The 14201-nt window shown below is 40.3% G+C and carries 11 protein-coding genes; all 11 read right to left on the bottom strand.

Annotated elements, in window-relative coordinates:
* Positions 1-163: 163 nt before the first annotated feature.
* Positions 164-2608, bottom strand: a complete 2445-nt coding sequence (locus tag CD039_RS03625; protein ID WP_103371156.1) for a DNA translocase FtsK — start codon at positions 2606-2608, stop codon at positions 164-166.
* 167 nt (positions 2609-2775) lie between these two features.
* Entirely contained in the window at positions 2776-4449 is a 1674-nt protein-coding gene (gene rnjB / locus CD039_RS03620; RefSeq protein ID WP_103371155.1) for a ribonuclease J2, read from the bottom strand.
* A 387-nt stretch (positions 4450-4836) separates the two neighbouring features.
* Positions 4837-6939, bottom strand: coding sequence for a polyribonucleotide nucleotidyltransferase (gene pnp / locus CD039_RS03615; protein WP_103371154.1), 2103 nt, complete (start codon positions 6937-6939; stop codon positions 4837-4839).
* Positions 6940-7158: 219 nt separating this feature from the next.
* The gene (gene rpsO, locus CD039_RS03610) at positions 7159-7428 is read right to left on the bottom strand and encodes a 30S ribosomal protein S15 (protein ID WP_002472445.1); all 270 of its coding nucleotides are present in this window, start codon (positions 7426-7428) and stop codon (positions 7159-7161) included.
* 119 nt (positions 7429-7547) lie between these two features.
* On the bottom strand, positions 7548-8519 hold the full coding sequence (locus tag CD039_RS03605; RefSeq protein ID WP_103371153.1) for a bifunctional riboflavin kinase/FAD synthetase: 972 nt from the start codon (positions 8517-8519) through the stop codon (positions 7548-7550).
* Positions 8520-8531: 12 nt separating this feature from the next.
* Positions 8532-9449, bottom strand: coding sequence for a tRNA pseudouridine(55) synthase TruB (truB, locus tag CD039_RS03600; protein WP_103371152.1), 918 nt, complete (start codon positions 9447-9449; stop codon positions 8532-8534).
* Positions 9450-9535: 86 nt separating this feature from the next.
* A complete protein-coding gene (rbfA, locus tag CD039_RS03595) occupies positions 9536-9880 on the bottom strand; it encodes a 30S ribosome-binding factor RbfA (RefSeq protein ID WP_002472432.1) in 345 nt (114 codons plus the stop codon).
* A gap of 143 nt (positions 9881-10023) precedes the next feature.
* Entirely contained in the window at positions 10024-12294 is a 2271-nt protein-coding gene (infB, locus tag CD039_RS03590) for a translation initiation factor IF-2 (RefSeq protein ID WP_103371151.1), read from the bottom strand.
* A gap of 16 nt (positions 12295-12310) precedes the next feature.
* Entirely contained in the window at positions 12311-12616 is a 306-nt protein-coding gene (locus CD039_RS03585; protein ID WP_103371150.1) for a L7Ae/L30e/S12e/Gadd45 family ribosomal protein, read from the bottom strand.
* Positions 12613-12900, bottom strand: a complete 288-nt coding sequence (rnpM, locus tag CD039_RS03580) for an RNase P modulator RnpM (RefSeq protein ID WP_103371149.1) — start codon at positions 12898-12900, stop codon at positions 12613-12615. The genes CD039_RS03585 and rnpM overlap by 4 nt, the downstream gene beginning before the upstream one ends.
* 16 nt (positions 12901-12916) lie before the next feature.
* Positions 12917-14197 (bottom strand): transcription termination factor NusA, encoded by a 1281-nt coding sequence (gene nusA / locus CD039_RS03575; protein WP_103371148.1) that lies wholly within the window; start codon positions 14195-14197, stop codon positions 12917-12919.
* Positions 14198-14201: the final 4 nt, after the last annotated feature.

Here is a 14201-nt window from a genome sequence, read left to right as displayed (position 1 = left end):
TCTACAATGCCTTGTTGATGCCTTCAAGTAAGGAAGTCCTGCATCCATTTGTGTAGCTTCTTATCGTTTGATAGAACGATGATCTACGAGTCTTAATTTTAGACCTTTATAGCAAAAGTGATTTTTATGGGATCTCACCCAACATCTTAACCTAAAAGCCATCTTATTCCTCTGCATCAAAGTCGACCAGAATTTGACGTGGTTTACTACCTTTTTGAGGTCCGATGACTTGGTTGCGTTCTAAATCATCCATGAGCCGCGACGCACGGTTATAGCCGATACGGAATTGGCGTTGTAATAAAGATGTACTTGCTTTTTGCTTTTCAATCACAAACTGATAAGCATCATCATACAAGCTATCTTCACTCTTCATCTCAGATTTATCTACCGGCGCATCCGGTTCCATTTCTTTCACATAATTCGCTTTCTGTTGTTCGACGACGTAATTCACAACCTCTTGTACTTCGCTATCACTTAAGAAAGCACCTTGAACACGTGTATTCGTCGAGCCACCACTCGCTTCATACAACATGTCCCCTTTACCGAGCAATTTCTCAGCACCTGCACTACCGAGTATTGTTCTTGAATCGGTTTGTGAACTTACTGCGAAAGCGATACGTGATGGGATGTTATTTTTAATTAAACCTGTGATAACATCAACAGATGGACGTTGAGTGGCCACAATCAAATGAATTCCTGCTGCACGTGCCATTTGCGTAATACGTTGAATGGCGTTCTCAACCTCTTTCCCTGCAACCATCATCAAGTCAGCTAACTCGTCAACAATGACGACGATGTAAGGTAGTTCTGCTTGTTTCTCGTCCAGCTCTTCATTCTGACGGCGTATATATTGGTTATAGCCTTCGATATTACGCGTAGAGCTGTGTTGGAAGAGGTCGTAGCGACGTTCCATTTCAGCCACAATCTTGTCTAGTGCTTGAGATGCTTTATGCGGGTTCGTCACTACAGGTATGAGCAAGTGTGGAATTCCGTTATAAACATTGAGTTCGACCATCTTAGGATCGATTAACATCAATTTCACTTCATGTGGTTTCGCATTGAGTAAAATGCTGGTAATAATACCATTGATACACACAGACTTACCGCTACCAGTTGAGCCTGCAACGAGCAAGTGCGGCATTTCGTTGAGTTGCACTGTGATAGGATCGCCTGAAATATCTCGACCTAATCCGACTTCTAATTTGTTCTTCGCTGGGAATTTCTCTTCTAATACTTCTTTCAAGGTAACGAGAGAAATCTTGTCATTAGGCACTTCAATACCTACAGCTGAACGTCCCGGAATGGGTGCTTCAATACGCACATCTTTCGCTGCTAATGCGAGCGCAATATCGTTGTGCAAGTTCACAATCTTACTGACTTTAACACCTTGTGCTGGTTGGATTTCATATTGCGTCACTGCAGGACCTATCTTGATTTGCGTCACTTTCGCATTCACGCCAAAGTTCTTCATCGTATTTTCAAGCAAGCGTCCTTTTTGTTGAACCTCCGATTTCGACGTTGTTTGTTGTTTCGGTGGTTGATTAAGTAAGGACAACGGCGGAATCTTGTAGGCTTCGTTCTCAACCTCGCCCGCTTCTGAAATTGAACTACTATCTTGATTATCTGCAGAATCAGACGTTGTTGACGACTGAGTTGTCTCAGCAGATGTTGACGCATTGTTTGGCGTTGGACGTGATGCTTCATCTTCAGCAGCGCTCGCTACTTGTTCTGTCGATTCGTTACGACGCTTGCGACGTGAACGTTTACCTTTAGTATCTTGTTCTTGCGCTTGTTCTCTATCACTGTGACCAAAGATAGGTATTGCACTGTCGTTTGCATCATTATCTTGTGGTATTTCAGGTAAGTCAGATACATCTGTAACTTCTTCTTGTACTTGCTGCTCTTGTTCTAAACGCGCTTGTTCTTGTTTCTCCGCTTTCAAACGTGCTTTTGCATCTTTTTTAACTTTACGTGCTTGTCGGCGGTCTTTCATATTCTCAGAAGCGGATTGACTCTTCGTCTTCATCCCTTCAAGCAAGGCTTTCGATACATCACGATGACGTCTTTTACTCAACAAGATGATACTTGAAGCGAGCAACAGTAATGTAATAATGATAACCCCAAAGATTGAAATGAGGGGGACGAATAATTTGAGGAGATAGAAACCAATCAAGCCCCCACCAAAGTTAGGTAGGAACGTATGTTGATGCGCTTTGTAAATATAGGATAGAACCGGTTCTCTCTCTGACGCTACTGAGTGGGTAAAATGATAAATCACCTGCGCAATAAATAACAGCGCAAACTGTAAGACCACGACGCCTATAGCTGGTCGTGTCTTAGGTATGGCTTTATAGAAAGTCATAGCCGTCGTATAAAGGAGAATAAGTATGTATGTTAAATATCTACTCCATCCAAAAAAGTAATCAAAGAAGCTATCTATCATCTTGCCGATAATGCCGAGTTGGAAGACGCCTAGTACGACTAAGATGAAGATGATGATAGCAATGACGTAGCGTAAAGGACTTTCAGCTTGTTTCTTCTTATTTGAACGTTTCTTACGTGTTGCGGTTGATTTCTTTTTCGTTGACTTCTTCTTACTCTGAGCCAAAATCTCACACCTTCTTTAATTCTCACTACTATCAATTATAGTAAAGAGTAAGATGAAAGAGGTAAAGACGACGATTACACTTTAATCTGTGAGTGTTGCTCACTACTAATAGGCATAGCGCTTTGTAATCATCATGTCTCAACCTCTTTGTTTATCTCTATTATTAATTATATTTCAGAAATAACTGGGATGATCATTGGTCGGCGTTTCGTACTTTCAAATAATAATTTACTAATTTGGTCACGCATATTCTGTTTGATATCTGACCATTCGATGCGTTTCTCTTGTAGACCTTGTTCCACAATTTCACTCACTTTCTCTTCAGCTTCTTGAAGCAATTCTTCGCTCTCTCTGACATAGACGAATCCACGTGATTGAATTTCCGGTCCAGCAGCAATACGTCTGTTGCGTGAATCGAGTGTCACTACAGCGATAAAGATACCATCTTCAGCTAATAAATGTCTGTCGCGTAGAACGATATTGCCGACATCACCCACGCCTAAACCATCGATGAGCACATTACCTGAGTTCACTTTTTCGTTGAGTATCATATCTTTACCGTCGTAATTGACGACGTCCCCTTTCTCAACTAAGAAGATCTTCTCAGGATCAACGCCTGACTCATTCGCGAGTTTCGCGTGCGCAATTTGCATTTTAAACTCACCGTTAACCGGAATAAAGTATTCAGGCTTCATCATGTTAATCATCATCTTGAGTTCTTCCATGCAACCATGGCTTGAGGCGTGAATCTTCTTGTTATTAGGAATGATTTCTGCCCCTGCACGTGCAAGTTCATTCAATGTGTTGCCGACGATGACTTCCATGCTTGCTGAAGCTGTAATAGCTAAAAAGACAGAATCGCCTTTCTCGATATTCATAATCTTATGTTGTTGTAGTGCCATTTGATTTAAAGCTTCAACAGGTTCACCTTGCATACCTGTCGCAATAATAATGACTTCGTTCTTAGGATAGTTCTCAACTTCCTTAATCGGGATGAGTAAATCGCGTGGAATATCGAAATACCCCATTTTACGCGCAATGTTGAATGATGTTTCAAGTGAGCGGCCTAAGAATGACACTTTACGGTTCAAACGACTTGCGATGTTTAACACTTGTTGGATACGCACAAAGTTAGAAGCATAGCAAGAGACGATGAGACGTCCTTTCACTTTGGTAAAAGCATCATACATGTGGCTTTCAATCACGTTCTCTGGTGTATTGTAGCCCGGTTTCTCAGCCTCAACTGAGTCACTGATAAGTGCGAAAACGCCTTCTTCACCGATTTCTGTCATACGCTTAAGATCTGGTTCATAATGACCGTGTAAACTTTGGTCGAATTTAAATTCGCCAGTATAAACGATAGCACCGTATGACGTATGAATGCATACGCCTAAGCTATCTGGAATGCTATGTGTCGTGTTGAAGAACGTGACATTCACGCTCTTGAAACGCATCACTGACTCATCGTTAACTACATAATAGCGAATCTTCTTATTAATATTACGTGCTTTCACGCTTTCTTTCACTAACGCTAGAGTGAGACGTGAACCGTATACAGGCGCGTCGACTTGTTCTAAGACGTAAGATGCAGCGCCAATTGCGTGTTCATGTCCATGTGTTAAAAAGATTCCCTTTAAGCGGTGTTTATTCTCAATCACATATTGGATGTCAGGTATGACTACATCGACCCCAAGCATTTCATCTTCTGGGAACATGAGGCCGGCATCCAACATAAACATTTCATCGTCTACTTCAACGATATACATATTCTTCGCAATTTCACCCACACCGCCGAGGGGAATGATGCGAATATTTTTATTCTTTTTCTTTATTAAACTCAAAATTGTACCTCCTATTTAGAATCCCCGACCATATAAACTCATATTATATTATAGGTTAAATTAATAATTATGTACACTATAAAAGCAACGGTGATAATGCTTACTCATGAACTTCACTTTAACTTTGAATGAATCGTATGTTGGAGAGATTATTTTAGAAATATTTCACGTCCGGATAATTTGCGTGCTCCAATTGTTGCATTCATTTCATCATGAGAGAAGTGCACCCCACCAAGCTAGAATCAGTTCTAACTTATGAGGTGCACATCTCATGTACAACATTATTTAAAGTTTATTGTAACCTATCAGATGGTTTGGTACTGATAAAGTATTTAGATTACTTAGCTAAGCCACTCATTCAGACTTATTTAACCGTCACAATCTCAACTATTTATTGTTTAATAGTACACGGTGTGAAGCATTCACACGTCCTTGTTTATCAATTTCAGTTACTTTGACTCTGAACGTGTCGCCAATACTAAGTACATCTTCGACTTTATTGATGCGTTCATTTGCAATTTGTGAAATATGAACTAACGCATCTTTACCTGGGAAGAGTTCGACGAAAGCACCGTATTTTTCAATGCGTTTCACTTTCGCGTCATAAATTTGACCTACTTCAGCTTCTCTAGTTAATTCTTCAATGATTTCGCGCGCACGTGTAATCGCGTTTTGATCGATAGCACCGATGAAGATTGTACCGTCTTGTTCGATATCCAATTTAACGCCTGTTTCATCGATGATTTCATTGATTTTCTTACCACCTGGTCCAATGACGTCTCTGATTTTTTCAGGTTTAATAGTCATCGTTTCAACTTTAGGTGCATATGCACTAAGTTCTGGACGTGGTGCGTCAATCGTTTCAAGCATATGATCAAGAATTGCTAAACGACCTTCGCGTGCTTGTTCTAACGCTTCTTGAATAATTTCTTTCGTTAAACCATCAATTTTAATATCCATTTGAATAGCAGTAATACCTTTAGATGTACCGGCTACTTTAAAGTCCATGTCGCCTAACGCATCTTCCATACCTTGGATATCCGTTAAAATCGTATAGTCTTCGTCATTCGTTACGAGACCCATCGCAATACCTGCAACAGGTGCTTTAATAGGTACCCCAGCGTCCATCAACGCAAGTGTAGAACCACAAATTGAAGCTTGAGAAGATGAACCGTTGGATTCAAGCACTTCACTCACGATACGTACTGTGTAAGGGAAATCTTTCGTATCTGGAATGATATATCTTAACGCACGTTCACCTAAAGCACCATGACCGATTTCACGGCGGCCTGGAGAGCGAACTGGACCTGTTTCACCTACTGAGAAGTTAGGGAAGTTGTAATGATGCATGAAACGTTTCTCTACTTCTTCACCTAAACCATCAATAAGTTGGAACTCGCTTAAAGCACCAAGTGTAAGTACAGAAAGTGCTTGTGTTTGGCCTCTTGTAAATAATCCTGAACCGTGCGCACGTGGTAGAATACCCGCTTCTGATTCAAGTGGACGAATTTCGTCTGTTTGACGACCATCTGGACGAATCTTCTCTTCAGTAATTAAGCGACGAACTTCAGCTTTCACTAAATCGCCAAAGATACTTGAAACTTCGTCGAGCAACGCTTCGTTCTCAGGATCTTCTTCGTCTTCGAATTCAGCTAATACTTCTGCTTTTAACGCTTCGATATTTTCGTCACGCTGTTTCTTATCAAATGTAAGTACCGCTTCTTTCACCCCTTTAGAGTGTGTGAGTTCTGTTACTTTAGCAATTAAGTCTTCATCTTCTTCTGGTGGTACAAATTCTTGTTTTTCAGGTTGAAGATGATCAATAATTTCCTCTTGGAACTGAACGAGACGTTTGATTTCTTCGTGACCAAAGAAAATCGCTTCTAACATTTCTTCTTCAGTAATTTCGCTTGCCCCCGCTTCAACCATGTTAACAGCGTCTTTATGTCCAGCTACCTCTAAATCTAAGCGAGATTTCTCTTTCTGTTCCACAGTTGGGTTAATCACATATTCTCCATCCACATAGCCTACGTTCACTCCAGCGATAGGTCCTTGGAATGGAATGTCTGACACGCTAAGCGCCATTGAAGAACCAATCATTGCAGCCATTTCAGGTGAGCAATCTGGATCCGCACTTAATACCGTATTCATAATTTGTACGTCATGACGGTAACCTTTCGGAAATAGTGGACGAATAGGTCTGTCGATCAAACGCGCAGTTAAAGTAGCTTCGTCGCTTGGACGCCCTTCACGTTTCTTGAAACCACCTGGAATCTTACCTGCTGCATACATTTTCTCTTCAAAGTTAACCATAAGTGGGAAAAAGTCTGTGTCACGTGGTTCTTTAGATGCGACAGCTGTTGAAAGTACGACTGTCTCACCATAGCGCACGAGCACTGCCCCATTAGCTTGCTTAGCAAGTTGACCCGTCTCTATCGTTAACGAACGGTTAGCCCATTCGGTCTTAAAAACTTTCTTCTCTTGAGACATGATGAATCTCCTCTCCAAAATCTATTAATACTATCATATCATTTCTATAACTATTTTTATATCGCAATTTGATTTTAGTTCGTTTACGAGTGTAGTTCTTGATTATGGCTAAAACGATGAATGAGTCAAATACTTCTCATCGCATTTCCTCTATCGTAATTTCATTTACATAATAAGAAAGGGGGTGACCACTGTGTCTCACCCCCTAGCAGGCATCGATTAACGACGGATACCTAATGATTTAATTAAGTTACGGTAACGTTGGATGTCTTTTCTACGTAGGTAGTTTAATAAATGTCTACGACGACCTACCATTTTTAATAAACCACGACGTGAATGGTGGTCTTTATGATGTTCGCGTAAATGTTCGTTAAGTGCAGTGATTTCTGCAGTTAATACCGCTACTTGAACTTCTGGAGAACCAGTGTCTTTATCGTGTGTACGGTATTCTTGAATGATTTCGTTCTTACGTTCTTGTGAAATTGCCATAATCAATTTCCTCCTATCAATGTAATGTTATGCGCCTTAATCTGAGCAAGATGTCGGAGTATCAATCTGCCAAGAATAAGGTGCTTGTTTCGCCTCTTAATTTACGATTTAAAGTCGACTTAAATATTATATGATACATCATCGTTAAAATCAACCGACAGTAAATATTTCGCTTGTTCTGTATCCTTATTCATTTGCTCGACAAGCGGATCAATGCCATCAAATTTGATTTCAGGGCGTAAGAAGTGATGCCAGTACACTTCTACACGTTCGCCATAAATATTTTCATTGAAATCAAACAGATTCACTTCAATGACCACTTGTGCTTGTGATGGGTCGTGGAATGTAGGTTTCACACCGACGTTGGCTACACCGCGATATAACTTGTTGCTTGAACCTAAAAGCATGCTCACTGCATAGACACCTTTCTTAGGAAAGACATAGTCATCACTTGGTTGCACATTTGCAGTCGGGAATCCAATCGTACGACCACGTTTTTCACCTTGAACGACTGTCCCTTTGATGCGATAGCGGTAGCCGAGTTGTTCATTCGCTTTTTGCAGGTCGCCATCTTTCAAGGCTTGACGAATCGCAGTTGTAGAAATTTTTTCCGAGTCCATTTCTTGTTTGCCGACAATCGTTGTATTGAAATCTTCCATTTCTTGTAGAATCATCATGTTACCTTTGCCGTATTTACCAAAAGTGAAATCAAAGCCAGCCACCACTTCTTTTACGTGATTTTTAATAATATAATCTTGAATGAACGTTTCAGCGCTCACACTTGCAAACTTGGATGAAAAATTAATCACGATACAGTAATCAATATCATAGTGTTGAAGTATATCAATTTTATCACTAATCGGAGTTAAATAGTCTGTGCGCTTACGCTCAGGGTTAAGTACAACAGACGGGTGAGGGTCGAAGGTCATGACTGCTTTCTTCAACTGTCCAGCACGCGCTCTCTCCTCTAGTGCTTGAAAGACTTGGTCATGGCCACGATGCATTCCATCGAAGAAACCGAATGCCATCGCTACGTCTTCTTGAATAAACTGATCTTCTCTAATCGGGTGTGTAACTTCGATAACCTTCATAATGATACTCCTTTAATTAAATACTTTCTTCGGTTTGATTTCAGCCGGTAAATCAGGATGGGGCATGTAAATTGCCAGCGCAGAGTTTGTTGATGCATCTACCATCACTGCGAGGCGGTCATCTGGAAAATTCAACTGCTGTTTATTTAACTTCTGCCCATTTAAGATACGTTGTTTCAGTTGTTCATCTTGAATTTGAATTTGCGGCAAACCTTTCAATCCATATTCTATCGGATATAAGGAAGATTGTAATGAGTCTTGCTCAACTTGAGTTCGGATTTCCTCCAGAGATAACGCCTCTTCCAATTTGAAGCCACCACTCATTTGGCGTGTCAAACGTGACATATGAGCAGGGAGATGCATTGCTCTTCCAATATCTGTAGCTAGTGTGCGTATGTATGTCCCCTTGCCACAAGTTACCTTGATATCAAATTCACACACACCATTAGTAAAACGCAGTTCTGAAGTACGTTCTATCTGATCAATCCGTACTTTATGCGAAGGACGTTCAACAGTCAAACCTTCTCGCGCATATTCATAAAGCTTGCGTCCTTTAACTTTGACTGATGAATACATCGGAGGAATTTGAGTGATTGTACCCTTAAATTCTTGTAGCGTTTGGTCTACTTCTGTCGCAGTTACGCGACCGTCTTCAATATGTTCACGTTCAAGGATGTCACCGGTTTGATCTTCAGTTGTCGTTGAATATCCCAATGTCACAGTAGCTACATAGGTCTTACCCATTTCCATAATATAATCACTTACTTTCGTGGCACTACCTAAACAAATTGAAAGTACACCATCCACTTCTGGATCCAACGTACCAGTATGCCCAATCTTCTTCATCTTTAATATCTTTCTTAATTTAAAAACAACATCATGACTTGTCAGCCCACGCGGTTTGTTCACTGGTAGAATTCCCTGATACACGCTCTCATCTCCTTTTACCACTTCGATAGTTACATAAAAAACTGGAACAAGACTACGTCGTGCTCCTGTTCCAGCTTATATTTGCTTTACTCTTTATTGTGTAAATCTTGTATTAAACGTTCAATCTTATTACCGTACTCGATAGATTCATCATACTCAAATTCAAGTTCAGGAATAGTACGTAAGCGCATTCTTGAACCTAATTCAGATTTGATAAAGCCTGTTGCTTTCTCTAATCCTTTGAAAGTATTCTCGACTTCTTTCTTGCTACCTAAGACCGTCAAGTATACTTTGGCTTGTGACAAATCATTTGTCAGATGAACATCGGTAATAGTTAGAAAACCAATACGAGGATCTTTCACTTTATTATTGACGATATCCATAATTTCTTGTTTCATTTGTTCGCCTACACGTTCTGCGCGTAAATTCATTCTTTATCACCTCGTTTGCATAACCAAATGATTGATTTAATCAAATTATAAGCGAATTGAATTTCTCTCGTCAAATACGAAACGGGAGAGGGACGAGCCTTTATATCTACTCGCCAACCTGCTCCCTACTATGTCTATTGAACTTAACGTTCAACTTCTACCATTTCGTATGCTTCGATAATGTCGCCTTCTTTAATATCATTATAGTTTTTAATTGTGATACCACATTCGTAACCTTGAGCGACTTCTTTAGCATCGTCTTTATAACGTTTCAATGTATCTAATTCGCCTTCGAATTGAACCACATTGTCGCGAATTACACGTACGCCTGCATGACGTTTAATCACGCCGTCAGTCACATAACTACCTGCGATCGTTCCTACTTTAGAAACTTTGAATGTTTGACGTACTTCAGCTTGACCGATAACTTTTTCTTCATATTCAGGATCAAGTAGACCTTTCATCGCTGATTCAATTTCTTCAATAACGTTATAAATGACACGGTGTAAACGCATATCTACATTCTCAGCTTCAGCAGCACGTTTCGCACCAGCATCTGGACGCACGTTAAAGCCGATAATGATACCATTTGAAGCGTTAGCGAGTGTCACGTCGGATTCGTTGATCGCACCAACAGCTGTGTGGATAATGCGGACGTTAACACCTTCAACGTCAATCTTCATAAGTGAAGCAGCAAGGGCTTCAACTGAACCTTGAACGTCACCTTTGATAATCACGTTAAGATCTTTCATTTCACCTTGTTTCATTTGTTCAAATAAGTTATCTAATGAAACATTCTTACTTTCTTGACGATGTTGGATAACACTTTCTTCGCGGCGTGCTTCACCGATACGACGTGCTTGTTTCTCATCTTTAAAGACAACGAAACGGTCGCCGGCTTGAGGTACATCGTTAATACCTGTGATTTCAACTGGTGTTGAAGGACCCGCTTCTTTAATGCGTTGACCTAAATCGTTGACCATCGCACGAATACGACCGTACGTATTACCGACTACGAGTGAATCTCCGACATGGAGTGTACCATTTTGTACTAAAAGTGAAGCAGAAGGACCACGAGATTTATCTAGCTCAGCTTCAATTACTGTACCTACAGCTTGTTTATCAGCATTCGCTTTCAACTCAGAAACTTCTGCGACAAGGCCAATCATTTCAAGCAAGTCTTCGATACCGTCACCACTTAAAGCTGAAAGTGGTACGAAGATTGTATCCCCGCCCCAGTCCTCTGGGATTAGACCATACTCAGTTAACTCTTGCATAACACGATCAGGGTTAGCTGTTGGTTTATCAATCTTGTTCACTGCAACGATAGTCGGAACATCGGCTTCTTTCGCATGGTTAATCGCTTCGATCGTTTGTGGCATCACACCGTCGTCTGCTGCTACGACGAGAATTGTAATATCAGTAACTTGCGCACCACGTGCACGCATTGTTGTAAATGCTGCGTGTCCAGGAGTATCTAGGAAAGTGATATCTTTACCGTTATTTTGAATTTGATATGCACCGATATGTTGCGTGATACCGCCTGCTTCACCAGCAGTCACTTTCGTATGACGTATTGAATCAAGTAATGTCGTCTTACCATGGTCTACGTGACCCATGATTGTTACAACTGCTGGACGTTCTGAAGCATCTGGATCTTCTGATTCATCATCGAAGTAGATAGATAAATCTTGTTCATCGATCACTTCTTCTTTTTCTACTTCAACTTCGTAATCTTCCGCAATTAACTCAACCGTTTCATCATCTAGCGCTTGGTTGATGTTCGCCATGATACCAAGTAAGAATAATTTTTTAACGATTTCTGATGATTCCACATTGAGTTTAGACGCTAATTCGCCAACTGTAATGCCTTCTTCGTATGTGATATGTGAAGGTTTTTCTTTCTTCGGTTGTTCTGATTGCTTTTGTGATTTCTGTTGTTTGTTTTTATTGTTTTTGTTGGTCTTTTGGTTCTTGTTGTTTTTATTATTTTTGAAGTTCTTATTGTTGTTTTTATTGTTTTTGTTATTGCGGTCTTGTTGTTTGCCTTTGTTATTGTTTTGTTTACCCTGTTGTTGATCTTGCTTGCCTTTATTATTGTTACGACGTTGCTGGCCGTTATTGTTTTTAGATTTATCTTGATTAGACTGTTTATTTTGGCGTTGTTGACCTTTATTATTTTGATTTTTTGATTGTTTGTTGCCTTGATTATTCTTTTGGGCGTGATTATTGTGAGCAGATTGTTTATTACCGAATGGTTGATTATACACCTTGTTCAACGCTTGGATTTGATCATCTTCAAGCGCTTGCATGTGGTTAGAAACCTCTACATTCATTTTCTTTAATTCGTCGATCACGTCTTTACTTTTGATATTTTGTTCTTTCGCATACTCGTAAATTCTTTTTTTACTCATATAATCACTCCTTACGTTATTCATCGATCATTGACAATAACTTTGACGCAAAGCCTTTATCAGTTATTCCCACATTAACTCTTTCTGCTTTTCCTAAAGCTTGACCTAGTTCAGCTCTAGTTCCAAATATACGTAATGGTATATGGTAACTGTCGCATTTATTACGCATAAGCTTCGTTGTGTTCTTTGAAGCATCTGTTGCGACGATGACGAGCTTGATCTTGTTCTTCTTTAAATCGTTTAATATGACAGACTCTCCAGTCTTGACTTGTCCTGCTCGCATAGCTAAACCGAGAAACTGTTGTATAGGTTCATTCATCATGTTGGTATATCTTCACGGTAAATGAGACGGATGATTTCTTTATAGACAGGGTCGAGTGTTTTACTATCTGTCTTGAAAAAGCCTTCAAGTACACCTTGCTTCTGCGCTTTCTCTACTAATTGCACATCTTTCGAAACATAAGCGCCACGCCCTTGCTTCTTACCTGTCGCATCCGCGAAGATTTCTCCTTCTTTATTTCTGACTACGCGAATCATGTCTTTCTTAGGTTTCATTTCGTTAGTTATCACACATTTACGCATTGGAATCTTTTTCTTCTTCGTCATTCACGCTCACTCCAATTTATTGTTCTGTGCTTGATGATTCTTCGTCATCTGATTGAGTTGAGTCAGTTTCTACTTCATCTTCCTCAGCCATTAACGCTTCACCAGTTGAATCTTCGTCTAGAACTTCGTCTTCTTCAACCGGACCTTCTTCAATCACCTCTTCAATAGGTGCATCTTCTTCAGTTAACGGTTCAGGGTCTTCAATTAAGACATCATCTGACGCTTCTACTTCCTCTTCTGGTACAGGATAAATGCCTTCTTCACGTGCATCAGATTCAGATTTGATATCGATCTTCCAACCTGTCAATTTAGCTGCTAAACGTGCGTTCTGACCTCGTTTCCCAATCGCTAATGACAATTGATAATCTGGTACTACAACAATCGTTGCTTGTTCTTCTTCGTCAACGATGACTTCAAGCACTTGAGACGGACTCAAAGCGTTCTTCACAAATACTTTAGGATCTTCGTCCCATTGAACGATATCAATCTTCTCGCCACCAAGTTCATCAACGACCGCTTCTACACGAGAGCCTTTAGAACCTACGCAAGAACCAACTGCATCGATATCTGGATTGTCTGAATAAACGCTGATCTTAGAACGGTCACCTGCTTCACGCGCGACTGATTTTACGATAACTGTCCCATCAAAGATTTCTGGCACTTCTTGTTCAAACAAGCGTTTAAGTAGACCAGGATGACTACGAGATACGTAGATTTGTGGTCCTTTCGTCGTTTGTTCAACTTTATTGACATAAACTTTAATGCGTTCGTTAGGAATATATTTCTCATTTGGACTGCGTTCTGCTTCAGATAATACTGCTTCAGTGCGCCCAAGGTTAACGTAAACATAACGGTGGTCGACACGGTCGATTAAACCTGTCATGATGTCGTCTTCTTTGTCGATAAATTCATCGTAAAGAATTTCTCTTTCTGCATCGCGTAAACGTTGCATGACAGCTTGTTTCGCTGCTTGTGCCCCAACACGACCGAAGTCTTGCGGTGTAACATCTTCTTCGTACACATCTCCAACTTCGTACGCAGGGTTCTTCACAAGTGCTGTGCTTAATTCTACTTCGTCACGATGATCGTTAACTTCTTCTACGACGTTTTTACGTGCGATGACTTTAAAAGTCCCTTCGTCCATATTTAATTCAACGCGTACGTTACGCGCACTATCGTAATTTTTCTTGTAAGCCGTAATTAATGCGGCTTCAATCGCATCGATTAAGACTTCTCTAGGAATCTTCTTTTCCTTCTCTAAATATTCTGTTGCTAATAGTAATTCGTTACTTGACACGACT

The sequence above is a fragment of the Staphylococcus argensis genome (assembly GCF_002902305.1).
In the GTDB taxonomy this organism is placed as follows: Bacteria; Bacillota; Bacilli; order Staphylococcales; family Staphylococcaceae; genus Staphylococcus; species Staphylococcus argensis.
This window is presented reverse-complemented; position numbering and strand designations above follow the sequence as displayed.